General features: G+C 68.7%; 23 protein-coding genes. 12 read left to right on the top strand and 11 right to left on the bottom strand.

Annotation, left to right across the window (positions count from 1 at the left end; all coding sequences use genetic code 11):
* Positions 1-115: 115 nt before the first annotated feature.
* On the top strand, positions 116-874 hold the full coding sequence (locus PKB_RS14750; protein WP_043252863.1) for a 3-oxoacyl-ACP reductase family protein: 759 nt from the start codon (positions 116-118) through the stop codon (positions 872-874).
* Between the two features lie 17 nt (positions 875-891).
* Here the strand turns inward: PKB_RS14750 and PKB_RS14745 are convergent, their stop codons facing one another.
* Positions 892-1,989, bottom strand: a complete 1,098-nt coding sequence (locus PKB_RS14745) for an FUSC family protein (RefSeq protein ID WP_043252862.1) — start codon at positions 1,987-1,989, stop codon at positions 892-894.
* Positions 1,990-2,247: 258 nt separating this feature from the next.
* Between PKB_RS14745 and PKB_RS14740 the strand changes: the two genes are divergently transcribed.
* Both PKB_RS14740 and PKB_RS14735 read left to right on the top strand, forming a co-directional pair.
* Positions 2,248-3,213 (top strand): metallophosphoesterase, encoded by a 966-nt coding sequence (locus PKB_RS14740; protein ID WP_242411174.1) that lies wholly within the window; start codon positions 2,248-2,250, stop codon positions 3,211-3,213.
* Positions 3,214-3,303: 90 nt separating this feature from the next.
* Complete coding sequence (locus tag PKB_RS14735; protein WP_043252861.1) at positions 3,304-5,370, top strand: putative bifunctional diguanylate cyclase/phosphodiesterase; 2,067 nt, start codon at positions 3,304-3,306, stop codon at positions 5,368-5,370.
* Here PKB_RS14735 and PKB_RS14730 read toward each other — a convergent pair.
* Entirely contained in the window at positions 5,345-6,220 is an 876-nt protein-coding gene (locus tag PKB_RS14730; protein ID WP_043252860.1) for a LysR family transcriptional regulator, read from the bottom strand. The two genes, PKB_RS14735 and PKB_RS14730, sit on opposite strands and share 26 nt — an antisense overlap.
* Positions 6,221-6,332: 112 nt before the next feature.
* Between PKB_RS14730 and PKB_RS14725 the strand changes: the two genes are divergently transcribed.
* Positions 6,333-6,788 (top strand): nucleoside deaminase, encoded by a 456-nt coding sequence (locus tag PKB_RS14725; protein ID WP_043252859.1) that lies wholly within the window; start codon positions 6,333-6,335, stop codon positions 6,786-6,788.
* A complete protein-coding gene (locus tag PKB_RS14720) occupies positions 6,785-8,005 on the top strand; it encodes a CynX/NimT family MFS transporter (protein ID WP_043252858.1) in 1,221 nt (406 codons plus the stop codon). Before PKB_RS14725 ends, PKB_RS14720 begins: the two co-directional genes overlap by 4 nt.
* Here PKB_RS14720 and PKB_RS29885 read toward each other — a convergent pair.
* From PKB_RS29885 to PKB_RS14690, 7 genes are all read right to left on the bottom strand, one after another.
* A complete protein-coding gene (locus tag PKB_RS29885) occupies positions 7,975-8,151 on the bottom strand; it encodes a hypothetical protein (protein WP_167333370.1) in 177 nt (58 codons plus the stop codon). The two genes, PKB_RS14720 and PKB_RS29885, sit on opposite strands and share 31 nt — an antisense overlap.
* A 109-nt stretch (positions 8,152-8,260) precedes the next feature.
* Positions 8,261-9,226: an HlyD family secretion protein gene (locus PKB_RS14715; RefSeq protein ID WP_156958035.1), complete on the bottom strand. Its 966-nt coding sequence runs from the start codon at positions 9,224-9,226 to the stop codon at positions 8,261-8,263.
* A 1-nt stretch (position 9,227) separates the two neighbouring features.
* Positions 9,228-9,434 (bottom strand): DUF1656 domain-containing protein, encoded by a 207-nt coding sequence (locus PKB_RS14710; protein WP_043252857.1) that lies wholly within the window; start codon positions 9,432-9,434, stop codon positions 9,228-9,230.
* The gene (locus tag PKB_RS14705; protein ID WP_043252856.1) at positions 9,424-11,586 is read right to left on the bottom strand and encodes an FUSC family protein; all 2,163 of its coding nucleotides are present in this window, start codon (positions 11,584-11,586) and stop codon (positions 9,424-9,426) included. The genes PKB_RS14710 and PKB_RS14705 overlap by 11 nt, the downstream gene beginning before the upstream one ends.
* 80 nt (positions 11,587-11,666) lie before the next feature.
* Positions 11,667-12,065: an OsmC family protein gene (locus PKB_RS14700; RefSeq protein ID WP_043252855.1), complete on the bottom strand. Its 399-nt coding sequence runs from the start codon at positions 12,063-12,065 to the stop codon at positions 11,667-11,669.
* A 51-nt stretch (positions 12,066-12,116) separates the two neighbouring features.
* Positions 12,117-12,740 (bottom strand): isochorismate family cysteine hydrolase YcaC, encoded by a 624-nt coding sequence (gene ycaC / locus PKB_RS14695; protein WP_043252854.1) that lies wholly within the window; start codon positions 12,738-12,740, stop codon positions 12,117-12,119.
* Between the two features lie 216 nt (positions 12,741-12,956).
* Positions 12,957-14,360 carry an MATE family efflux transporter gene (locus PKB_RS14690; RefSeq protein WP_043252853.1) on the bottom strand — a complete coding sequence of 468 codons (1,404 nt, stop codon included), beginning with the start codon at positions 14,358-14,360 and terminating at the stop codon, positions 12,957-12,959.
* 146 nt (positions 14,361-14,506) lie between these two features.
* Between PKB_RS14690 and pdxB the strand changes: the two genes are divergently transcribed.
* Complete coding sequence (gene pdxB, locus PKB_RS14685; protein WP_043252852.1) at positions 14,507-15,655, top strand: 4-phosphoerythronate dehydrogenase PdxB; 1,149 nt, start codon at positions 14,507-14,509, stop codon at positions 15,653-15,655.
* Between the two features lie 49 nt (positions 15,656-15,704).
* Here the strand turns inward: pdxB and PKB_RS14680 are convergent, their stop codons facing one another.
* The gene (locus tag PKB_RS14680; protein ID WP_043252851.1) at positions 15,705-15,884 is read right to left on the bottom strand and encodes a PA1571 family protein; all 180 of its coding nucleotides are present in this window, start codon (positions 15,882-15,884) and stop codon (positions 15,705-15,707) included.
* A gap of 204 nt (positions 15,885-16,088) precedes the next feature.
* Here PKB_RS14680 and PKB_RS14675 point away from each other — a divergent pair, with 204 nt between their 5' ends.
* The 4 genes from PKB_RS14675 to PKB_RS14660 all read left to right on the top strand — a co-directional run bounded on the left by PKB_RS14675 (position 16,089) and on the right by PKB_RS14660 (position 20,154).
* A complete protein-coding gene (locus PKB_RS14675; protein WP_043252850.1) occupies positions 16,089-17,210 on the top strand; it encodes an ATP-NAD kinase family protein in 1,122 nt (373 codons plus the stop codon).
* A 167-nt stretch (positions 17,211-17,377) separates the two neighbouring features.
* Positions 17,378-18,499, top strand: coding sequence for a saccharopine dehydrogenase family protein (locus PKB_RS14670; RefSeq protein ID WP_242411173.1), 1,122 nt, complete (start codon positions 17,378-17,380; stop codon positions 18,497-18,499).
* A 115-nt stretch (positions 18,500-18,614) separates the two neighbouring features.
* On the top strand, positions 18,615-19,787 hold the full coding sequence (ubiM, locus tag PKB_RS14665) for a 5-demethoxyubiquinol-8 5-hydroxylase UbiM (protein ID WP_043252849.1): 1,173 nt from the start codon (positions 18,615-18,617) through the stop codon (positions 19,785-19,787).
* A 34-nt stretch (positions 19,788-19,821) separates the two neighbouring features.
* A complete protein-coding gene (locus PKB_RS14660) occupies positions 19,822-20,154 on the top strand; it encodes a DUF2025 family protein (protein ID WP_043252848.1) in 333 nt (110 codons plus the stop codon).
* A gap of 31 nt (positions 20,155-20,185) precedes the next feature.
* On the opposite strand, the gene PKB_RS14655 is transcribed toward PKB_RS14660, so the two are convergent.
* Complete coding sequence (locus PKB_RS14655; protein WP_043252847.1) at positions 20,186-20,944, bottom strand: SDR family NAD(P)-dependent oxidoreductase; 759 nt, start codon at positions 20,942-20,944, stop codon at positions 20,186-20,188.
* A gap of 122 nt (positions 20,945-21,066) precedes the next feature.
* Here PKB_RS14655 and PKB_RS14650 point away from each other — a divergent pair, with 122 nt between their 5' ends.
* Together PKB_RS14650 and PKB_RS14645 are read left to right on the top strand one after the other, a co-directional pair.
* Positions 21,067-21,966 carry a LysR family transcriptional regulator gene (locus PKB_RS14650; protein WP_043252846.1) on the top strand — a complete coding sequence of 300 codons (900 nt, stop codon included), beginning with the start codon at positions 21,067-21,069 and terminating at the stop codon, positions 21,964-21,966.
* A 130-nt stretch (positions 21,967-22,096) separates the two neighbouring features.
* Positions 22,097-22,597, top strand: a complete 501-nt coding sequence (locus PKB_RS14645) for a VOC family protein (RefSeq protein WP_043252845.1) — start codon at positions 22,097-22,099, stop codon at positions 22,595-22,597.
* Positions 22,598-22,609 lie beyond the last annotated feature (12 nt).

The following is a 22,609-nucleotide window of genomic DNA, read 5'->3' as shown; positions in this document are numbered from 1 at the left end:
GGGCTCGCGTAAACCATTTGGATCGACTGAATATAGCGATTAACGACTACCGGTTGTGTATTCCGGGGAGGAAACTGAGCCCGTCGTTTACCCCATTCCCTTTCGGAGCACGTCCATGAGCACTAGCACCCAGAATGTTTCCCTCGCCGGCAAGGTCGCCTTCGTCCAGGGCGGCTCGCGCGGCATCGGCGCCGCCATCGTCCAGCGCCTGGCCCGCGACGGCGCCGCCGTGGCCTTCACCTACGCCAGCTCGGCGCAGAAGGCCGAGGAACTCGCCTCCAGCATCGAAGCCGCCGGTGGTCGCGCCCTGGCGATCAAGGCCGACAGCGCCGACGCCGCGCAGCTCAGCGCCGCGGTTGACCGGGCCGCGAGCCACTTCGGCCGCCTCGACATCCTGGTGAACAACGCCGGCGTACTGGCCGTGGCGCCGCTGGAAGACTTCAGCCTGGAGGACTTCGACCGCACCGTGGCGGTCAACGTGCGCAGCGTGTTCGTCGCGACCCAAGCCGCCGCGCGGCACCTGGGCGAGGGCGGCCGGGTCATCACCATCGGCAGCACCAATGCCGAGCGCATGCCCTTCGCCGGTGGCGGCGTGTACGCCATGAGCAAGGCCGCCGTGACCGGCCTGACCCGTGGCTTCGCCCGCGACCTGGGCCCGCGCGGGATCACCGTCAACACCGTGCAGCCCGGCCCGGTGGACACCGACATGAACCCGGACAGCGGCGACTTCGCCGAGAGCCTCAAGCAGATGATGGCGTTGAACCGTTATGGCCACGCCGAGGAAATCGCCTCCTTCGTTGCCTACCTGGCAGGCCCGGAAGCCGGCTACATCACCGGCGCCAACCTGACCATCGACGGCGGTTTCGCCGCCTGAGTCCGGGGCGCCGCCGCTCAGCCCTGCGTGGGGCGGTCGCGGCTCTGGATGTTCCAGTGGCTGGCGCTGCCGGCGAGCAGGGCGGAAAGCTGTTCCACCTGTTCGTAGAGGCGCAGCGTCAGCCAGTAGTAGCCCTGTTTCTCGAAGCTGTCGGAGAGGTTGTGCGGACGCGGCGGCAGCCGCTCCAGGCCCTGGCATTCCTGCACCAGGCGCGTGGTGCGGCTGAACTTCAGGGCGTGCGCGCACTGCAGCAGCAGGCGCGTGATGGCCTGGCGATGCTGGTCGAGACTGGGCGGAATCGCTTCGATTTCGCTGGCTTCGGCGGCGAACTGACGGGAGGCGATCAGCGATTCCAGGGTGCCCATGATGGCCCGGTGGGCGCGCTGGATCAGCTCCAGTTGGCGCAGCGGCAGGGCAGTCTCGCGCGCCACCGGAGCCAGGTGCGCGCGGGCCGAGACCAGGCGCATATCGAGTTCTTCCATCTGCGCGGAGAAGTGCTCGGCGCGCAGGTCGCGGCTGCTGCTCAGCTGGCCGTAGAGGCGGGCGCAGGCGCGCAGGTTGTCCGACATCAGGTAGCGCCAGACGTACACCGCGCGCAGCGGGTAGATCTGCGCGAAGACCAGCGCCAGGGCGGTGCCGATCAGTACGTTGAGCATGCGCCAGAGGCCCTCGGTCATGTCGTTGCCGCCGTGCCCGGCGACCGTGCACATGGTGATCCCCGCCAGCAGCGCCACGTAGCCGGGGCGGCCGATGGCGAAGTAGGCTGAAGCGGCGCCGAGTGCCGACATCAGCAGGTAGGTCAGGGTGTTCGAGCCGCTGATCTGGTGCACCAGGATCACGCCCAGGCCGAACAGCGCACCCAGAAGGGTGCCCAGTACCCGTTCGTAGGACTTGCCGCGAATGGTGCCCTGGTGCACCAGGCCGCCCATCACTACCAGCACGGTGACCGAAGCCCAGAGCCCATGGGGGATGTCGATGCCAGTGGTCAGCAGGATCGACGCCAGCAGTGCCAGGCCAACCCGCGCGCAATGGATCCAGGCCGCGTAGCGGTAGCGGGTGTAAGGGTTGGCCAGGCGGCGGAAGGGCACGGCCAGTGACTGCGGGACGTTCGCCAAGGGGCGCGGGCTCCTCACCGGGTTCGGGACTTCACCAGCGTAGCGCAGGCGCACTGGGCAACATGGCGGTAACGAAGCCTTGACGCCGGATTCACATTCGATCTGCTGAAGTGCGCCAAACAACAAACGACGGCCCGCACATCGATGTTCGACGGCACCTCCGATCCTCTCTCGTCCTCCAATCCATCCTCCTCAAAGCGCCCGGGTCGGCGGCCACGGCGTATCGGCCGTGGGCTGGTGGTATCGCTTGTGCTGCTCGTGTCCGCTGTTGCGGGCGCCATCGCCTGGCTGCTCACGCCGCCGCCGCCCTACACGCCATTGACCGGCCAGGACCCGCAGAAGGTCGCGCTTTTCGCCCTGGGTGACCAGGGCTCCGGCGACCTGCAGCAATGGCGCGTGGCCATGGGCATGGAGCGTGCCGCCGAGCGCAACGGCGGGGTGAACGGGGTGTTGCTGCTGGGCGACAACTTCTATGGACCGGCGCTCAAGGGCACCTCCGACCGCACCTGGCAGTTGCGTTTCGAGCGCGTCTACTGGGGCAAATGGCTGAGTCACGTGCCTTTCTATGCGGTGCTCGGCAACCATGACTTCCCCAAGTCCTCGAGCGTGGAGCTGGCCTACAGCCGCGAGGCCCGGGGGTCGCGGCGCTGGCAGATGCCCGACTATTTCTATACGCGCGACTTCGGCCTCGTGGATGGCCGGCCGCTGCTGCGGGTGGTCTTCCTCAACAGCTCGGCGCCTCGTGAAGGTCTACTGCAACAGGCCGAATTCATCCGCCAGACCTTCTCCGCACCAGGACCTGCGCCGATCTGGAAGGTGGTGGCGGCGCACATTCCGCCGCGCAATCTCGGCGACCACGGCAATGACGACGCCTTGCTCGGCGACCTGCTGCCGGCGCTGCAGCAGAGCGGGGTGGACCTCTACGTCGCCGCCCACGATCACGACCAGCAATTGATCGTGCGACCCGGCGAGCCGGCCTGGGTGATCTCCGGTGGCGGCGGGCAGAAGCTCGACGCCTTACCCCCGAGCGCCAGCCAGGAGGCGCTTTACGCGGCCTCGCGACCGGGCTTCACCGGCCTGCAGTTCACCGCGCAGCGCGTGCAACTGGCGTACTACGACGAGAACGGCAAGCCCGATCACGGCTTCGCCTGGAATCGCAATTGCCCGTGGATGGCGAAGGGCTGCCTGCTGCCTGAGACGGATGGCCAGTTGGCGGGCAACTAAGCAGACAAACGTATCTGGTTTGACATAGTGGCAATTGGCTAGAATCTCGCCCCTTTTGCGCGGACTTCAAACGCGCGTTCGAGATTCGAGATGTTGACTGGTAGTTACGATCTTTCGCTGGTGCTGATTTCGCTGTGCGTGGCGGTGCTGGCGTCCTATACCGCCCTTGACCTCGCCGGGCGCATCGCCCGGGCGAGCGGCTGGGGGGCGCTGCTGTGGATCGGCGGGGGGGCGGTGGCCATGGGGATCGGCGTCTGGTCGATGCACTTCATCGGCATGCTGGCCTTCAGCCTGCCGATTCCGCTGGGCTACGACCTCGCCCTGACCCTGCTTTCCCTGGCCCTGGCGGTGCTCAGCTCCGGCTTCGCCCTGGCCCTGGTCGGCCAGGAACGGCTGCCCGCCTGGCAACTGGGCGCCGGTGCCCTGGTGATGGGCTGCGGCATTGCCGGCATGCACTACCTGGGCATGTACGCAATGCTCATGCAGCCGGGCATCGACTACGACCCGGTGTTGTTCGGCCTGTCCCTGGTGATCGCAGCCCTGGCTTCCGGGGCGGCGCTGTGGATCGCCGTCCGCCTGCGCAAGCGCACGCCCTATGTGCGCCTGATGCGAGCCGGCGCCGCGCTGCTGATGGGCCTGGCAATCGTCGGCATGCACTACACCGGCATGGCCGCCGCGCGCTTCCCGCTGGGCAGCTTCTGCGGCGCCGCGCCGAGCGGGCTGGACAGCCACTGGCTGGCGATCCTGGTGATCCTCGTGACCCTCGCCGTGCTGGCCATCGCCTTGCTCACCTCGATCCTCGACGCGCGCATGGAAGAACGCACCGCGCAGCTGGCGAAGTCGCTGGCCCAGGCCAACCTGGAACTCACCCAACTGGCCCTGCACGACACCCTGACGCGCCTGCCGAACCGCCTTTTGCTGGAAGATCGTATCGGCCAGAAGATCGCCAAGGCCCAGCGCGACGGCGGGCACTTTGCGCTCATGTTCCTCGATCTGGATGGCTTCAAGCCGGTGAACGACGCCTTCGGCCACCACGTCGGCGACCAGCTGCTGCGCGCCGTGGCGCAGCGCCTGCGCGACAACATGCGCACCGAAGACACCCTGGCGCGCATCGGCGGCGACGAATTCGTCCTGCTCATGAAGCTGCGCGACCCCGAAGACGCAGCCAGCGTCGCCAGCCAGCAGATCGCCCTGCTGGCCGAGCCGTTCCACGTCAAGGGCGAGGAGCTGCGCATCTCCGGCAGCATCGGCATCGCCCTGTACCCGGGCGACGGGCAGAACCAGCAGGAGCTGCTGATCAACGCCGACGCGGCGATGTACCACGCCAAGGGCAGCGGGAAGAACGCCTACAGCTTCTTCGAGCAGTCGATGAACACCAATGCGCGCAACCACCTGCAGATGCTCCAGGACCTGCGCTCGGCGCTGGAACGCAAGGAGTTCCTGCTGCACTACCAGCCCAAGTTCGCCGCCCACGATGGTCGCCTGATCGGTGCCGAGGCGCTGCTTCGCTGGCAGCATCCGCAACGCGGCCTGGTGATGCCGGACGAGTTCATTGCCATCGCCGAACGTACCGGGCTGATCGTCCCGATCGGCGAATGGGTGCTCGACGAGGCCTGCCGGCAGATGAGCCTGTGGTACGCCCAGGGGCATCACGACTGGCGCGTTGCGGTGAATCTTTCCGCCCTGCAGTTCTGCCACGCCGGGCTGGTCGATTGCGTCGCCGCGACCCTGGCTCGCCACGGCCTGCCGGCCAACTGCCTGACCCTGGAGATCACCGAGACCACGGCCATGCGCGACGCCGACAGCAGCCTGGCGATCCTGGGCCAGCTCGCCGACATGGGCGTCGACCTGTCCATCGACGACTTCGGCACCGGCTATTCGAGCCTGCTCTACCTCAAGCGCCTGCCGGCCAACGAGCTGAAGATCGACCGTGGCTTCGTCCGTGACCTGGAACAGGACAGCGACGACGCGGCCATCGTCTCGGCGATCGTCGCGCTGGGCCAGGCGCTGGACCTGCGCATCGTCGCCGAGGGCGTGGAGACGCCGCGCCAACAGGACTTCCTCACGCGCCTGGGCTGCGACTCGCTGCAGGGCTACCTGCTGGGCCAGCCGTGCCCCCCGGAGCAGATCCTCAAGGCCGCGACCGAGCCGGTATGACGGCCGGGGCCTGGTCGCACAGTTCGCGCAGCTGCTCGCACAGGCTGCGGCCGCTGCCGGCGAGCCCGTCGCGGGCGTAGAGCGCCAGCTCCAGGCCGTCGACCAGCGGGAAGCCTTCGTCCGCGCCCAGCTCGCGCATCCCGCCCTGCAGGCAGCGCCGCGGCAGCAGGCTGACGCCCAGGCCGGCGGTGACTGCGGCGCAGAGGCTGGCCAGGCCGGCACTGCCGTAGGCGATGCGCCAGCGGCGACCCTGGGCTTCCAGGGCGTGGATCATCTCCTGGCGGTACAGCGCGCCCTGCGGGAAGGCCACCAGCGGCAGCGGATCGCGCAGGGACGCGGGTTGCGTGGCGCTGTCCAGCCAGCACAACGGCTCCGGCCAGCGCGCCAGGCAATCGCTGTCCGCCCCCCATTGCTTGACCAGGGCCACATCCAGCTCGCCATCGCGGTACTGGCGCAGCAGTTCATGGCTGAGCCCGCTGCTGACCTCCAGGCGCAGGTGCGGCCGTTGCGCGGCGAAGGCGGCGAGCAACGGCATCATGCGTTCGCCGGCGAAGTCCTCGGGCAGGCCCAGGCGCAACACGCCTTCGCTGTGCTCGTCGCCCAGCGCCTCGCGAGCCTCCTCGCCGAGCTGGAGGATGCGTCGGGCGTAGCCGAGCAGGCGTTCGCCGGACTCGGTCGGCAGCACCTGGCGCCGGCCGCGTTCGAGCAGGCGGCAGCCGAGCTGTTCCTCCAGGCGCAGGATCTGCTGGCTGACGGTGGACTGGGTAAGGTGCAGCAGCTCGCCGGCGCGGGTGAAGTTGCCGGCGTCGACCACCATGACGAAGCTGCGCAGCAGGGTCGGATCTAGCATTCAGATTTCCACTGGAAGGCATTTTTCCATTTAATTTCACCATAACTCTTTCGGCCGGGATAATCCTCCTCGTGTAAAGGGGCGCGCCGCGCGCCCATCGAGAGGAATCCCCATGGAACACCAGGCATTCATGCAGTTGGCCCTGGCCGAGGCTCGCGCCAACGTCCTGGAAGGTGGGCGGCCGTTCGGCGCCGTGCTGGTGCGCGATGGCCAGGTCATCGCCCGCGCCGCCAACGGCATTCACCTGGACCACGACCCCACCGCCCACGCCGAGCTGCTCGCCATGCGCGCCGCCGGCCGCGCGCTGGGCAGCCCGCGCCTGGACGGCTGCGTGATCTACGCCAGCGGCCAGCCGTGCCCGATGTGCCTGGCGGCCATGCACCTGAGCGGTGTCGCCGCCGTCTATTACGCCTACGCGAATGCCGACGGCGAGCCCTATGGCCTTTCCACCGCAGCGGTCTACGCGCAGATGGCGCTGCCGCTGGCACAGCAGCGCCTGCCGGTGCAGCGGCTGACGCCGGAGGGCGAGGAGGAGCTGTATCGCGCCTGGCAGGAGCGTCGCCCATGACGTACGACAAGGCACGCGCCGGCGGGCTCGGCCTGCTGGTGATAGTCGCCCTGGGCATCAACCTGAGGCCGATACTCACGTCCATCGGCCCGTTGCTGGCGGAAATCCGTGAGGCTACCGGCCTTGGCTTCCAGGGCGCGTCTTTGCTCACCGTGCTGCCGGTGCTTTGCATGGGCTTGCTGGCCCTGGCCTTGCCGTGGATCGGCCCGCGCCTGGGCGAGAACCGCGGGATGATCGCCGGCCTGCTGGCCATTGCCGGGGCCTGCGCCTGGCGCCTGCTGCTCGATAGCGGCCTGGCGCTGATTGCCAGCGCGGTGCTGGCTGGCGCCGGCGTTGCGATCATCCAGGCGCTGGTGCCGGGCGTGGTGAAGCGCTGGTTCCCGCACAAGGTGCCGGCGGCGATGGGGCTCTATTCGGCCTCGCTGATGGCCGGCGGCGGCAGCGCGGCGGTGCTGGCGCCGGTGCTCGTGCAGCACAGCGGGCATTGGCAACTCGGGCTTGGCGCCTGGGTCGGGCTGGCCGTGCTAGGCCTGTTGCTGTGGTGCCTGCTGCGTCCGCGTGAAGCGAGGGCGAAGGAGCCCGCTCGGCGTGGCGCGCACTTCTTCGGTAGTCGCCGGGCCTGGTTGCTGGCGCTGTATTTCGGCCTGATCAATGGCGGCTATACGAGCATGGTCGCCTGGCTGCCGATGTTCTACCGGCAATTGGGCTGGAGCGCTGCCGGGAGCGGTCGGCTGATCGGCCTGATGACGATCTTCCAGGTGCTCGCCGCGCTGAGCATGCCGGCGCTGATCCGCCGTTCCAGCGACCGTCGCCCTTGGCTGGCGCTGTGCCTGACGATCCAGCTCGCGGGCTTCGCCGGCCTGCTGCTGGCGCCGACGCTATTGCCGTTGCCGTGGGTAGCGATGATCGGCTACGGGCTGGGCGCCTGCTTCGCCCTGAGCCTGACGCTGACCCTCGACCATCTCGCCGACCCGGGTGCCGCGGGCGGCCTGGCGGCCTTCGTGCAGGGCATCGGCTTCATCATCACCGGGATCATTCCCTACCTGACCGGCTGGCTGCGCGACGCCACCGGCAGCTTCCAGGCGTCCTGGACGTTGTTGGCGCTGTCGGTGCTGCTGATGCTGGGAGTGACGCTGCGCTTCGCCCCGACCGGCTATGCCCGGGCGATGCGCGGCTGGGGCGGTGCTCAGACCGCGACGGCCGAGGTGGCGAGGTAGATGCGGTAAGTGATGATCGACAGCATGCTCAGCACGCCGATCCACATGAGGAAGACGCCCAGGCCGCGAGCGCGGAGGGTGAAGCCGATGCCGAGCATGAGCATGCCGAAGATGATGACTGCGAGGGTGACGACCACGGAATTCATGAAGTGCCTCTGTCCTTTGGGGCGATAGGGAAAGTCTAGGCCAGCGCCGCCTCGAAAGCGCTCTATCCGGCGTGGCAGAGGCGCAGGATAGCGGCGGCTGGGCGCCTCGTCACGGCTTGCGGGCGTCCTCGATCACGCTGACCGTCGCGGTCACGCCGGCGCGCAGGCGGATCTTGTCCGTGCTGCCTGGATCGAAAGCGATGCGCACCGGAATCCGCTGCGCCAGCTTCACCCAGGTGTAGCTGGGGTTGATGTTGGCCAGCAGCCGGCTGCCGGGTGCGTTCTCGCGGTCGGTGATGGCGTAGGCGATGCTGTCGACGCGGCCCTTCAGGCGCTCCCCGCTCATCAGCTCGATGCGCACCGGGTCGCCTTCGTGGATGCGTGGCAGCTTGGTTTCCTCGAAGTAGCCGCTGACGTAGAAGGAGTCGCTGTCGACCACCGCCAGCAGTGGCTCGCCGCCGCGCGCGTAGTCCCCCGAGCGGGTCAGCAGGTTGGTCACGAAGCCGTTGACCGGGGCATAGACGCGGGTCCGCTGCAGGTCCAGGGCGGCCTGGTTGTAGGCGCTCTCGGCGAGCTGCACCTGGGCCTCGACGAGCCCCAGGCTGGCCTGCTCGCGGACCAGCTGGGCCTGGGCCACGGCGACGTCGGTGCTGGAGCGTTGCCATTCTTCGGCGGAGATCGCCGAGCGTTCCTTCAGCGTGCGGCGCCGCTGCTCTTCACTCTGGCGCAGGCGCAACAGCGCCTGGTTGGCGGCGATGGTGGCCTGCGACTGGCCGAGCGCGGCCTTGGCCACCGTCACCGCGCGCTCTGCGCGCTGCAGGGCGAGTTCGTAGGTTTGCGGGTCGATGCGCAGCAGCAGGTCGCCCTTTTTCACCCGCTGGTTGTCCTGCACGTGCAGCTCGACGATGCGCCCGGCGACTTCCGCCGCCAGGGTCACCACGTCGGCGCGCACGCGGGCATCGCGGGTCCAGGGCGAGCGGGTGTAGTAGATCCAGGCCTGGCTGCCGAAGACCAGGGCGAGGACGACCAGCCCGAGGGTGAGCAGCGGCGGGGCGATTCGGCGCAACAGGTTCATCTCAGATCAGGCCTCCCATGAACAGGACCACGACCGCGCACAGCAGGGCATAGAGGGCGCCCTCGAACAGCGCCTCGTGCCAGACCAGGCGCATCAGCCCCAGGCGCCGGAGCAGCCAGTCGAGGGCCAGGAACAGCGGTAGCGCGACTATCAGCGCCTGGGCGATGGGCGGCAGGTAGACGCCGCCAACCTCGAAATCAATGGGCATGGACGCTGTCCTCCAGAACCTCGCGCGTCGAGGGGGATTCGCCGAGCAGGTCCTGGTAGCGCTCCAGCAGAGCCGCGCCTATCAGCAGGGCCACGGCGCTGGCGAACACCGGGCGCAGCAGGCCGAGGTCGTCGCGGTTGCGTTCGGCGTGCAGGGCATCGAGGCTCTCGCTGAGTGCGTACAGGCGCGGCAGCAGCGGCGCGATCTCCCCCCGAGGCGGCTGCGCCAGCGCGGCGGCCAGCTCGCCCAGCAGGGTCGCCAGGCGGGCACGGAAGTCGGCGGGCAGGCCCTCGTGGTCGGCGCATTCGGAGTGCAACTGGTGCAGCACCACGCCGAGGGTCATGCAGGCCAGGCTGCACTCGAAGCGCCGCGCCGAATCTTCGGCGCGCGCCGCCGGCAGCAGGCCGAGCTGGTTGGCCAGGCGGTCGACCATGCGGCTCTCGAAGGTGAAGCGGCCAGCCTCGCTGGCTGGGCTCAGCAGCACCTGGCGTACGTCCGAACGGGTCTGGCGGAACAGCCGGCGGATGCGCCGGTCAGCGTCGAAAGGGAAGAGCCAGGCGTAGCTGAGCAGCGCCAGGAGGGTGGCGAACAGGTAACCGCCGGCGAACTCGAACCACTGGGTCGCGCTGTTGTACCAGAGGCCCTGGTTCTGCGGGCCGACCAGCAGGAAGGTGTTCAGCCCAAGGCCGATGGCGATGCCGGCGGTCTGTGGATTGCCCAGGCCGATGGCGACCACGTAGAGCACCGGCAGCAGGCACAGCGCGAGCATCTCGAAGTCGCCCACTGTCGGCAGCACGCCGAACAGCAGCACGGCGGAGACCAGGCAGGCCAGCAGCACGCCGCGCAGCATGCTCTGGCAGGCCAGCAGTGGTCGCGGAAAGGTTGAGACCAGGGAGCAGAGAATCGCCACCAGGATCATCCCGGCGCGCACACCGTCCCAGGCCATCTCGATCCAGATCAGCCCGGTTGCGAGCAGGGCGACGAAGGCGCGCACGCCGTTCATGGCTGCCAGCGCAAAGTCCAGATGCAGGGCTTGGGCTCGCCCTTGGCGCACAGGGCAACTCGCCGGCCGACCGTCGCGAATGGCTTCGCCCAGTTCGAGCATCTCGTCCAGTTGCTGCAGCAGCCGCGCCTGCTCGTAGCGCAGCGCCCAGGCCAGCGAGCGCAGGGCCGCCGGCAGGCCGTCGACGAGCTGCTCGACCTCGCTGGCGGCGCTGTCGAAGCGCCAGCGCAGGCGGGTCACGCGCTTGCGCGTGGCGGCGGGCAGGGCGTTGCCGTGCTGCGCCAGTTCGCCGAGGCATTCCAGTTCGTCTTCGCGCAGGCGCTGTACCGCCGGCGGCAAGGGGCCGGTCAGGCGCTGCTGGATGAGCGCGCGTTGGCGATGGAGGATGGCCAAGCGCGAGGTCATCAGCACCAGCTGGTTGCTCAGCAGCTGCACCAGGCCATCGACACTGCGCAGGCGCGGCGCGTCGAAGTAGAGGTGCCGGCGCAGGCCTTCGAGGGCGCTGATCTCGCCGAGCAGGCGCATCTGCCGGCGCTGGAAGTCCGCCTCGGCTTCCTCGCCGCGGATGGCTGCTGCGGCGTGCTCTCCGATCAGCCGGAAGAGCAGGTCGACCTTGGCGAAGTAACTGCGCGCGACATCCTCGGGGCGGGCGAAGAACAGGCTGACCAGGGTCACGCAGGCCACCCCCAGCAGGGTTTCGGTGACGCGGGTGATGGCCAGGCTGTAGGTCCCGTCCGGGTCCGGTTGCGCGAGCATGGCGACGATCACCGCGGTGAATCCGCTGAGCACGAAGGCGTGCGAGTCGGTGTAGCGCAGCAGGGTGCCGCCGGCGGTGCACAGGCCCAGCCAGAGCGAAAGGGTCACCAGGAAGGCGAGTGGCGCCTGCGGGAAAAGCGCCATTACCACCACTGCGACGGCGCCGCCGATGGTGGTGCCGATGACTTGCGAGAAACTCTTCTGCAGGGTGATGCCGGCCAGCGGCTGGCTGATGATGACCACCGTCATGGTCGCCCACTTCGGCTGTTCGAGGTCCAGCAGGAAGGCCAGGTACAGCGTCAGCAGGCAAGCCAGCACGGTGCGCAGGGCGAACAGCAGGGTGTCGCGCCCGGGGTGCAGGAGGTTATGCCAGTAAAGGAGCAGAGGCGACATTCCGGGCCCTCGGCGGCGGGTGGGGCTCCAGCAAGTCTGGCCGAGGCACGCGGCCCCGGCGGTTTTTTTCGTTCTCGGCTTCAGCCCGCCAGTTGGCTGGCGATGGCGATCTCGCCGCTGAGCACCTTGTGGATCGGGCAGGCGTTGGCGATTTCCAGCAGGCGTTGGCGCTGGCTGTCGTCCAGGGCGCCGAGCAGGCGAATGTCGCGTTCGATGCGCGAATGCCCCGGCTGTTCCTGGGCGAAGCGCAGCTCGACCTCGATGCCCTCCAGGGGCCATTCCTTGCGCCGCGCGTACATCGCCAGGGTCACCGAGGTGCAGGCGCCGAGCGAAGATAGCAGCAACTGGTGCGGGCCCGGTCCGCTGTCGCCGCCGCCGACGCTTTCCGGCTCATCGGCGAACCACTGGTGGACGCCGGCGGACAGGGTGACCTGGTAGGGAATGCCGGCGTAGCTGGCATGGACGAGCGCATCGCTCATGTACTTCTCCTTGGGGAAAAGGGAGCCGCGGGGAGCGCGGCTCCCGGGGGCTCACTTGGCGGTGAGGGTACTGTAGGCAGTGATCAGGTTGCGATAGTCGGGGATGTGGTTGGAGAACAGCGCGGCCAGGCCCTCGATGTCGTTGCGCCAGTCGCGGTGCAGCTCGCAGGCCACGCCGAACCAGGTCATCAGCTGCGCGCCGGCGGCTTCCATGCGCCGCCAGGCGGCGTCGCGGGTGACTTCGTTGAAGGTCCCGGAGGCATCGGCGACGACGAACACGTCGAAGCCCTCTTCAAGCGCCGAGAGGGCCGGGAAGGCCACGCAGACCTCGGTGACCACGCCGGCGATGATCAGCTGCTTCTTGCCGGTGGCCTTGACCGCCTTGACGAAGTCCTCGTTGTCCCAGGCGTTGATGTTGCCGGGGCGGGCGATGTAGGGCGCTTCGGGGAACTGCGCTTTCAGCTCCGGAACCAGCGGGCCGTTGGGGCCGGTCTCGAAGCTGGTGGTGAGGATGGTCGGCAGCTTGAAGTACTTGGCCAGGTCGCCCAGGGCCAGCACGTTGTTCTTGAACTTGTCCGGGTCGATGTCGCGCACCAGCGACAGCAGGCCGGCCTGGTGATCGACCATCAGCACGGCGGCCTGGGTCTTGTCGAGACGAACGTAGGGCTTGGTCATGGCGTTTTCCTCTATCGATGGCAGTCGCCCGGCTGCTTGCGGGCGACCGTGGGGGAATGCAGACAGAGGACCAGACTAGACAACGACCGGCGAGCCACACGGAACTCGCTTGGCCATTTGTCCGAATAGCGGGGTTGGCGTGCGAATGGGATCAGCGACAGGCCGTTGTGGCCTGCCGTGATGAGAGGGGATTCACGTGGGGTTAGCGGAGGGGACTCAGGCGCCGTTCTTCAGCTGGGTCAGGCGGATGTGCCGGCGCGCGCTGCGCGTCAGGCGCACGCCGAGCATCAGCGCCGCGCAGGTCAGGCCGACGATCAGCCCCTGCCACAGGCCGCGCGGGCCGGTGGGTTCCTGGAGCCAATGGGCCAGGCCCAGGCTGTAGCCCACCGGTAGGCCGATGCCCCAGTAGGCGAACAGGGTGATGAGCATGGTCGCGCGGGTGTCCTGGTAGCCGCGCAGGGCGCCGGCGGCGGTAACCTGCAAGCCGTCGGAGAACTGGAAGAGGGCGGAGAACACCAGCAGCGACGCGGCCAGCGCCAGCACCTCGGGGTCGCGGGTGTAGAGCGCGGCTATGTGTTCGCGCAGGAGCAGCATGGCACTGGCGGAGATGCACGCCCAAGCCAGTGCCGCGGCCATGCCGGTGCCGGCGGCGAAGCGTGCATCGCGCGGGCGGCTGGCGCCCAGGGCCTGGCCGACGCGCACGGTCACGGCCATCGCCAGGGCATAGGGGATCATGAAGACGAGGGCGCTGAAGTTCAGCGCGACCTGGTGCCCGGCCACGACTTTCTCGCCCAGCTCGCCGATCAGCAGGGCGATCACCGAGAAGATGCTCGACTCGGCGAACACGGCGATGCCGATGGGCAGGCCGACGCCGACCAGCGCACCCATCACGCGGCGGTCCGGCAGCTCCCAATGGCTGAACAGCGCGCTGGGCTTGTAAACGCGGGCAATGTTCACCCAACACAGCATGCCCAGCAGCATGAACCACATCACCGAGGCGGTGGCCCAGCCGCAGCCGGGGCCGCCGAGTGCCGGGAAGCCTAGGTGGCCGTAGATCAGCACGTAGTTCACCGGGATGTTCAGCAGCAGCCCGCAGATGCCCAGCACCATGCTCGGCCGCGTGCGCCCGAGGCCGTCGCTGAAGCAGCGCAGCACGTGGTACAGCGCCACCGCCGGAAGGCCGCAGGCGATGCCGCGCAGGTAGAAGCGGCTGGGTTCGATCAGCGCTTCCTCGACCTTCATCGCGCGCAATACCGGCTCGGCGAGGAACCAGAGCACGGCCGCCGCCAGCGGACCTACCAGCAGGGCGAGCCACAGCGCCTGGCGCACCAGCGGGCCGGTGGCGGGCTGGTCACCCGCGCCGAAACGCTGGGCGACCTTGGCGGTGGTCGCCAGCAGGGTGCCGGTCATCAGCAGGAACACCGGAATCCAGATCGAGTTGCCCAGCGCCACGGCTGCCAGGTCGCGCGGACCTACGCGGCCGGCCATCACCGCATCGACGAAGCCCATGGCGGTGGTCGCCAGCTGCGCGATCATGATCGGCCCGGCCAGGGTCAGCAGTTCCTTGAGCTCGGTGGCGATGCGCTGTTTGCGCGACACGGCCGGGGCGATGGCGTTCATGGCCTTCCTTGAAGAGCGGGGCAGAGGGGAAAAGCCGGCCAGTCTATAGCCTGACGAGGCGGTCAGGAAAGCTTCGGCGAGGTGCCTCGCGACCACCGGGCGCGGGGCTGGTAAAGTGGCGGGATCACTTCGCGGAGTCTTCCACCATGCGCATCCTCGCCGATGAAAACATTCCACTGGTCGACGCCTTCTTCGGCGCCCACGGCGAGATTCGCCGCCTGCCCGGCCGGCGCATCGACCGCGCGGCGCTGGGCGATGCCGAGATCCTGCTGGTGCGCTCGGTGACCCAGGTCGACCGCGCGCTGCTCGAAGGCAGCTCGGTGCGCTTCGTAGGCACCTGCACCATCGGCACCGACCACCTCGACCTGGACTACTTCGCCGAGGCCGGCATCGCCTGGTCCAGCGCCCCCGGCTGCAATGCGCGCGGCGTGGTCGACTGGGTACTGGGCAGCCTGCTGGTGCTGGCCGAGGCGCATGGCGCCGAGTTGGCCAAGCGCCGCTACGGCGTGGTCGGCGCCGGCCAGGTTGGCGGCCGTCTGGTGGACGTGCTGCGTGGATTGGGCTGGGATGTGCGCGTCTGCGATCCGCCGCGGCAGGCCGCCGAGGGCGGCGACTTCGTCAGCCTGGAAGAGATCATCCGCGAGTGTGACGTCATCAGCCTGCACACGCCGCTGACCAGCATGGGGGCGCACCTCACCCGCCACATGCTCGACGCCGGGCGCCTTGCCCACCTGCGCCCGGGCACCTGGCTGATCAACGCCAGCCGCGGCGCGGTGGTGGACAACCTGGCCCTGCGCCAACGCCTGGAGAGCGGCGCCGACCTCGACGTGGCGCTGGACGTCTGGGAAGGCGAACCGCAGGTCGACCCGGAACTCGCCCAGCTCTGCCGCATCGCCACGCCGCACATCGCCGGCTACAGCCTGGACGGCAAGCTGCGCGGCACCGAGCAGATCTACCAGGCGTTCTGCGCCTGGCGTGGAGCGGCGGTCGAGGTGCAGCTGGAAGACCTGCTGCCGACCCAATGGCTGGCCGAGCTGAGCCTGGCTGAAGACTGCTCGCCGGAGTGGGCGCTGGCCTTGCTGTGTCGCGCCGTGTACGACCCGCGCAGCGACGATGCCGCCTTCCGCCGCAGCCTGGTAGGCAGCGCCGAGGCGCGTCGCGAGAACTTCGACGTGTTGCGCAAGCACTATCCGCCGCGTCGCGAAATCACCGGGCTGTGGGTCGACGTGCAGGGCGATGCGCCGCAGCTGGAACGGCTGGGCCAGGCGCTGGGCGCCAATCGCGTAGAGGACTGAGGGAGGCGGGGAAGGGCGCGGCCTTCTGCTCGAAGGCCGCGCAAGAGGCTCAGCGCGGGCGACGTTGCACGCAACTGTTCTCCAACTCGCGGCAGGCGCGCTGGATCATGTCTTCGGTGATGGGAATTTCCCGACCCTGGGCGTCGATGATCGAACCGCCTACCGGCTGTTGCGGCGGACGCGGTTGGTCAGGGTGTTGGGCGCTGTCACGGGGGTGTTGGATGCTCATGGCCAGTCTCCTCATCGAAAGCTGCTGCAGTCTAGGCAGAACCAGGTTAAATCCCGGTGACAGCGAACCTTGCGCTCGCCAGGCCGGGTCAACGCATCACGTGCCCGGCAGCTTGCCTGCCCGGCGTGGAGGATGCCGATCGATCTTTGTTATGAGCGGGCCCGGACCGGGCCAGACATGTGGGGCAATCCCTTGAGAGGCAGTATGGACGGTTTTCGCCTGGGTCTGATCATCAATCCGCTGGCCGGTCTGGGTGGCGGCGTGGCGCTCAAGGGCAGCGACGGCGTCGCCGATCAGGCCCTGGCGCTGGGTGCCATGCCACGCGCGGCCGAGCGCACCCGAGTGGCCTTACAGACGCTGTTGCCGCTGCGCGAGCGCCTGGAATTCCTCAGCTTCCCGGGGCCGATGGGCGGTGATCTGCTGGAGGAAATGGGCTTTCGCCACCAGCTGATCGGCGAGCTCGCCAGCGATATCACCAGCGCCGAGGATACCCGCCGCGCCGTGACCCTCCTGCAGGACGCCGGCGTCGCGCTGATCCTCTTCGCCGGCGGCGACGGCACCGCGCGCGACGTAGCAGCGGTAGCCCGGGAGGGGCAGCCGGTGCTCGGCATCCCGGCGGGGGTGAAAATCCACTCCGGGGTCTACGGCGTCAGCCCGCGCGCCGCCGGTGAACTGGTGCGGCGCCTCGCCGAAGGCGGCCTCGTGCGCCTGACCCAGGGTGAAGTGCGCGACCTCGACGAAGCCGCCCTGCGCGAAGGGCGTGTGGCGGCGCGCTGGTACGCCGAACTGAGCGTGCCGCAGGAGGGCCACTTCCTGCAGCACGTGAAGCAGGCCGGCATGGAGACCGAGGAACTGGTGCTGGTCGATATCGCCGACTGGCTGCGCGACAGCTGGGAGGACGACGTGCGCTACGTCTTCGGTCCCGGCTCGACAATGCATGGCCTGGCTCGCGAGCTGGGCCTGGAGACCACGCTGCTGGGCGTGGACGTGATCGAGAACGGCGAGGTGATCGCCCGGGATGTCACCGAACAGCAGCTGTTCGAGCTGGTCGACGACTACCCTGCGCATCTGCTGGTCACGGTGATCGGCGGCCAGGGCCACATCCTTGGCCGCGGCAACCAGCAGATCAGCCCGCGCGTGGTGCGCGCAATCGGCCTCGAGCGCTTGCGCGTGGTCGCCACCAAACGCAAGCTCGGCACCCTCGAAGGGCGGCCGCTGCTGGTCGACAGCGGCGACGAGACGCTGGACGAGAGCTTCCCCGCGGTGATCCGCGTCTGGGCCGGTTACAAGGAAGAACTGCTCTATCCGCTGGCGTCATCCCACTAGACCGCCGACACCGAACGCGCGACAGGCGGCAATTCACGCAGGACTCCTCTAGACTGCCGGCTCTCGTCGAACCGCCCGCTGCCTGCATGGCAGTGGGGCGGTTTCTTTCCCGAGAGGCGCGTTGCCGCATGGCGGCAGGTGTCGCGGTGTTTCATCAAGGAGGAAGAGTGACGGCAACATCCCCTGGCCTGCGGGTGCTCGTGCTCGGCGGCTACGGCAATTTCGGCACCCTGATCGCGCGACGGCTGAGCAGCATCGCCGGTATTCGCGTGCTGGTCGGCGGCCGCGACCAGAAGCGCGCCAGCGCCCTGGCCGAGGAAATCGGCGGCGAAGCCGTGTGCCTGGATATGAACCAGCCGACCCTGGCCAGCCGCCTGCGCGAGCTGCGGGTCGACCTGCTGATCTCCACCGCCGGCCCCTTCCAGGGCCAGGACTACCGCGTTGCCCGCGCCGCCATTCAAGCCGGCGCGCATTACGCCGATCTGGCCGATGCGCGTGAATTCGTCTGCGGGATCACCGAACTCGACCGCGCGGCGCGCAGCGCCGGCGTGCTGGTTTGTGCCGGCGCCAGTTCGGTTCCGGCTCTGAGTGCGGCGGTAATCGACGAGTTGCTACCGCGTTTCGCCCGGCTCGACAGTATCGAGCACGGCATCAGCTCCTCGGCGAAGATTCCCGGCCTCGCCACCCTGGAAGCGGTGCTCGGCTATTGCGGCAAGCCGATGGACCAGTATCGCGACGGGCGCTGGCAGTCGGTGCATGGCTGGCAGGGGCTGAGCCGCCATCGTTTCCCCGCGCCGCTGGGCACGCGCTGGCTCGCGCACTGCGACGTACCCGACCTGGCTTTGTTCCCGGCGCGCTATCCGAGCGTGCGCCAGGTGAGCTTTTCTGCCGGCCTTGGCCTGCGCATCACTCACTTCGGCACCTGGGCGTTGGCCTGGCTGGTGCGCATGGGCTTGCTGCGCAATGTGGCCAGCCTGAGCGAGGGCCTGCATCGCCTTGCACGCGTTATGGAGCCGCTGGGCGATGGCCACAGCGGCATGTACGTGACATTGCGCGGGGAGGGCACCGATGGCCGCCCGCTGGCGCTGTGCTGGGAGCTGCAGGCCAGCGACGACCAGGGCCCGAACATCCCTTCCATGGCCGCCGTGGCCCTGGCGCGCAAGCTGGCGGGTGGAAACCTGGCGGCACGCGGCGCGCAGGCCTGTGTCGGGCTGCTCAGCCTGGACGAGTACCTGGCGGAGCTGGAAGGACTGCCCATCCGCCACGGTGTGCGCGAGCTGGATGCCTGAGCCTGCGCGCACGCGTCGCAGGGCCGGGTGCTGCCGGATACTGATCCACGGCAAGGAACGCTGCGATCCGCCCTCCTAGACTCCCCGGCTTTCCGCCCTCGAAAGGAGTCGCCCCATGCATGTGGACATCGCCATCATCGGCGCCGGCCCGGCCGGCCTGTGCCTGGCCCGCGCACTGTCCGGCCAGGGCTTGTCGATCCTGCTGGTCGAGCGCCAGGCGCTCAACGCGCTGGCGGAGCCCGCCGAAGATGGTCGCGAGATCGCCCTGACCCACGCCTCGCGCGCCGAGCTGGAGCGCCTCGGCCTGTGGACGCGCTTTGCCGCCGAAGACGTCTCGCCGCTGCGTGACGCCCAGGTGCTCAACGGCAGCTCGCCGTTCGCCTTGCGCATCGACGCCGCGCTGGCCGGCGCCGGGCAGCTCGGCTACCTGGTGCCGAACCAGGCGATCCGCCGCGCCGCCTTTGCTGTGGTGAGCGAATGCGCCGACATCGGCCTGCGCGACCAGCGTTCCCTGCAAAGCGTGGAGATCGGCGCGGAGTCCGCCCGGCTGGAGCTATCCGATGGCGAGGTGGTGCACACCCGCCTGCTGGTGGCGGCTGACAGCCGCTTCTCCGAGACCCGCCGTCTGCTCGGGATAGGGGCGCGCATGGAGGACTTCGGCAAGACCATGCTGGTCTGCCGCATGGCCCACGAGCAGCCCCACCGGCAGGTGGCCTGGGAATGGTTCGGCTATGGCCAGACCCTGGCGCTGCTGCCGCTCAACGGCGATTGCTCGTCGGTGGTGCTGACCCTGCCGCAGCGGGAAATGGCGGTCATGCAAGCGCTCGACGAGGAAGCCTTCGCCCGCGACATCGAACGCCGCTTCGCCTATCGCCTCGGCGGCATGCGCCTGCTCGGCGAGCGGCATTGCTATCCGTTGGTGGGGGTGTATTCCGATCGCTTCGGCGGCCCGCGCAGTGCACTGATCGGCGACGCCGCGGTGGGCATGCACCCGGTCACCGCCCACGGCTTCAACTTCGGCCTGCAGAGCGCGCGGCGCCTGGCCACCGAAGTGCTCGACGCCCACAGGAAGGGGCAAGACATAGGCGCGCACGCGCCACTGCTGAAGTACGCCCTGCGTCATCGCCTGGCGACCTGGCCGCTGTACCAGGCCACCAGCCTGATCGCCGGCCTCTACAACGACCGCCGGCCGCCGGCGCGCCTGCTGCGCAATGCCGGCCTGCGCCTGGCCCAGGGCCTGCCGCCGCTGCGCCAGGCCATCGCCCGGCACCTCACCCAGCACGCCTGACCGAACACCATCCGCCAGAACAGGGAAGGACAGCATGAGCCTGACATCCAGCGACATCTGCGCCGCCGCCGAACGCCTCAAGGGCTTCGTCGGCTACAACCGCAAGACCGGCAAGTACCTGGTGCGCTTCAGCGAGGACTCCTTCGGCCTCGACGTGGCCGAGGACAGCATCACACCAGCCTGCGAGTTCGTCTGGGCCGCGCACAACGACACCTTCATGGTGCTCAGCCGCGAATGCCTGCAGATCCTCCAGGCGCAGAACATCAACGAGCGCCTGGCGCTGGGCGACGAGCTGCTGACCTACCTGCGCCGCACCGACCTGCCGGAAATCCGCGCCCAGCGCTGCCTCAAGCAAGCCAACGGGTAAAGCGCCCCGCCGTGGCCGACGGGGCGTCGCTTCAGAGGAACATGCCGCCCGAGGCTTCGACCCGCTGGCCGTTGATCCAGCGGCTGTTATCGGCGAGCAGGGCGACGATGGCGCCGCCGATGTCGTCCGGCAGGCCGACCCGGCCCAGGGCAGTATTGCCGGCGATCTGCCGATTGACCTCGGCGTTGTCGCGCACCAGGCCGCCGCCGAAGTCGGTCTCGATGGCGCCAGGCGCCAGGATGTTCACCGAGATGCCGCGCGCACCCAGCTCCTTGGCCTGGTACCTGGTGAGGACTTCCATCGCACCCTTCATGGCCGCGTAGGCGGCGTAGCCGGGCAGGGCGAAGCGCGTCAGGCCGGTGGAGACGTTGAGGATGCGCCCGCCGTCGGCGATCAGCGGCAACATCTTCTGGGTCAGGAAGAACGGGCCCTTGAGCTGGATGTTCAGCAACTGGTCGAACTGTTCCTCGGTGGTTTCGGCAAAGGCCGCGTGGATGCCGATGCCGGCGTTGTTCACCAGATAGTCGAAGTGGGTGCTGTCGAAGCGGTCTTCCAGTTCGGCGCCGACGCGGTGGACGAAGTCGGCGAAGCTGGCGCTGTCGGCCACGTCCAGCGGCAGCATCAAGGCGCGCACGCCGAGTTTCTCGATTTCCGCGGCGACCGCGTGGGCCTCGTCGGCCTGGCTGCGGTAGGTGCCGATGATGTCGACGCCAGCGGCTGCCAGGTGCAGGGCGGCGTTCTTGCCGAGGCCGCGGCTGGCGCCGGTGATGAGTGCGATCTTGCGGGTCATGGCTGAGCTCCTGTGGGGTGGGGACTGGCGACAAGGTTATTGTCCGAGCTGATGCAGATAAATGCGGCAAAATCGGAAATACTGGTCGTTACAAGCGAACAATCGACGGCCGGAGCCGCCCCATGATCAAGCCCGAATTGCTGCGCACCTTCATTCGCGTAACCGAGCTGTCCAGTTTCACCCAGGCCGGAGAGCAACTGGGCTTGCCGCGCTCGACGGTCTCCGAGCAGGTCCAGGCGCTCGAGGAATTGCTCGGCACGCGCCTGCTGCAGCGCACCACGCGGCGGGTCCATGCGACCCAGGATGGCCTGGTGTTCTACGAGCGTAGCAAGGAGCTGCTGGCGCAGATGGACGAGCTGCAGGGCCTGTTCCGCCAGGACGGCGCGGTGCTCGCCGGGCGCCTGCGGGTGGACCTGCCGACCATTCTCGCGCGCAAGGTGGTGATGCCGCGCCTGGGCGAATTTACCGCGCGTTATCCGGGCATCGAGCTGGAAGTGAGCAGCACCGACCGCCGCGTCGACCTGGTGCGCGAAGGCTTCGACTGCGTGCTGCGGATTGGCGGCGGCCTCGACGCCTCGCTGGTGGCTCGGCGCCTGGGCGGCTTCGCCCAGATCAACCTGGCCAGCCCGGCGTACCTGCGCGAGTTCGGCACGCCGCACAGCCTGGACGATCTCGCTGGCCACCGGCTGGTGCATTACGTGCCGGTGCTCGGCATGCGGCCGATGGGCTTCGAGTACGAGCAGGACGGGCAGACCCGCTACCAGCCGATGGCCGGCAGCGTGACGGTGAACAATGCCGAGGCCTACGAAGGCGCGTGCCTCGGCGGCCTGGGCATCATCCAGGCGCCGCGCCACGGCGCTCTCGACTACCTGGCCGAAGGACGGCTGGTGGAAGTCCTGCCCGAGTACCGCCCGGCGCCGCTGGACATACATCTGCTATACGCGCACCGCCGTCCGCCGCCGCGGGTGCAAGCCTTCATGCAGTGGCTGCAGGAACGCGTGGAGGAAGCAGCCCGTGTCTGAGGCGGCGGCCGCGCCGCCCGGCGTCGACTGATAGGCGGTGCGGCCGGGCTTCTAGACTTGTCGATTTCGCCGTGCGCAGAACGACCAGTCGAGAGGGCGCCTGCAGCGCCCGCGAGCGAGGAGAGCCGCCATGTCCCGAATTCAACGCATCACCCCCTGCCTGTGGTTCGACGACCAGGCCGAGCAGGCCGTCGCCTTCTACACCGCGATCTTTCCCAACTCCCGCGTGCTTGCCGTCAGCCGTTATGGCGAGGCCGGGCGCGAGTTCCATGGCAAGCCGCCGGGCACGGTGATGACTGTCGCCTTCGAGCTGGACGGCCTGGCCTTCACGGCGCTCAATGGCGGGCCGATGTTCCAGTTCAGCGAGGCGCTTTCGTTGCAGGTCAACTGCGACAGCCAGGCGGAGATAGACCACTACTGGGAGCGATTGTCCGCCGGCGGCCCGGTCGAGGCGCAGCAATGCGGCTGGCTGAAGGACCGCTACGGGTTGTCGTGGCAGATAGTTCCAAGCGTGCTCGGCGAGCTGGTCAGCGACCCCGACGTAGCGCGCGGCCAGCGCACCATGCAGGCGTTGCTGCAGATGAAGAAACTCGACCTCGCCGCCTTGCTGAAGGCCCACGCCGGCACCTGAGGGCGCCGGCAC

The organism is Pseudomonas knackmussii B13, from assembly GCF_000689415.1.
In the GTDB taxonomy this organism is placed as follows: Bacteria; Pseudomonadota; Gammaproteobacteria; order Pseudomonadales; family Pseudomonadaceae; genus Pseudomonas; species Pseudomonas knackmussii.
This window is presented reverse-complemented; position numbering and strand designations above follow the sequence as displayed.

Coding starts and splice junctions, on each gene's coding strand:
- PKB_RS14750 (WP_043252863.1), top strand. CDS start 116: ATGAGCACTAGCACCCAGAATGTTTCCCTCGCCGGCAAGGTCGCCTTC.
- PKB_RS14735 (WP_043252861.1), top strand. CDS start 3,304: ATGTTGACTGGTAGTTACGATCTTTCGCTGGTGCTGATTTCGCTGTGC.
- PKB_RS14730 (WP_043252860.1), bottom strand. CDS start 6,220: ATGCTAGATCCGACCCTGCTGCGCAGCTTCGTCATGGTGGTCGACGCC.
- PKB_RS14725 (WP_043252859.1), top strand. CDS start 6,333: ATGGAACACCAGGCATTCATGCAGTTGGCCCTGGCCGAGGCTCGCGCC.
- PKB_RS14720 (WP_043252858.1), top strand. CDS start 6,785: ATGACGTACGACAAGGCACGCGCCGGCGGGCTCGGCCTGCTGGTGATA.
- PKB_RS29885 (WP_167333370.1), bottom strand. CDS start 8,151: ATGAATTCCGTGGTCGTCACCCTCGCAGTCATCATCTTCGGCATGCTC.
- PKB_RS14715 (WP_156958035.1), bottom strand. CDS start 9,226: ATGAACCTGTTGCGCCGAATCGCCCCGCCGCTGCTCACCCTCGGGCTG.
- PKB_RS14710 (WP_043252857.1), bottom strand. CDS start 9,434: ATGCCCATTGATTTCGAGGTTGGCGGCGTCTACCTGCCGCCCATCGCC.
- PKB_RS14705 (WP_043252856.1), bottom strand. CDS start 11,586: ATGTCGCCTCTGCTCCTTTACTGGCATAACCTCCTGCACCCCGGGCGC.
- PKB_RS14700 (WP_043252855.1), bottom strand. CDS start 12,065: ATGAGCGATGCGCTCGTCCATGCCAGCTACGCCGGCATTCCCTACCAG.
- ycaC (WP_043252854.1), bottom strand. CDS start 12,740: ATGACCAAGCCCTACGTTCGTCTCGACAAGACCCAGGCCGCCGTGCTG.
- PKB_RS14690 (WP_043252853.1), bottom strand. CDS start 14,360: ATGAACGCCATCGCCCCGGCCGTGTCGCGCAAACAGCGCATCGCCACC.
- pdxB (WP_043252852.1), top strand. CDS start 14,507: ATGCGCATCCTCGCCGATGAAAACATTCCACTGGTCGACGCCTTCTTC.
- PKB_RS14680 (WP_043252851.1), bottom strand. CDS start 15,884: ATGAGCATCCAACACCCCCGTGACAGCGCCCAACACCCTGACCAACCG.
- PKB_RS14675 (WP_043252850.1), top strand. CDS start 16,089: ATGGACGGTTTTCGCCTGGGTCTGATCATCAATCCGCTGGCCGGTCTG.
- ubiM (WP_043252849.1), top strand. CDS start 18,615: ATGCATGTGGACATCGCCATCATCGGCGCCGGCCCGGCCGGCCTGTGC.
- PKB_RS14660 (WP_043252848.1), top strand. CDS start 19,822: ATGAGCCTGACATCCAGCGACATCTGCGCCGCCGCCGAACGCCTCAAG.
- PKB_RS14655 (WP_043252847.1), bottom strand. CDS start 20,944: ATGACCCGCAAGATCGCACTCATCACCGGCGCCAGCCGCGGCCTCGGC.
- PKB_RS14650 (WP_043252846.1), top strand. CDS start 21,067: ATGATCAAGCCCGAATTGCTGCGCACCTTCATTCGCGTAACCGAGCTG.
- PKB_RS14645 (WP_043252845.1), top strand. CDS start 22,097: ATGTCCCGAATTCAACGCATCACCCCCTGCCTGTGGTTCGACGACCAG.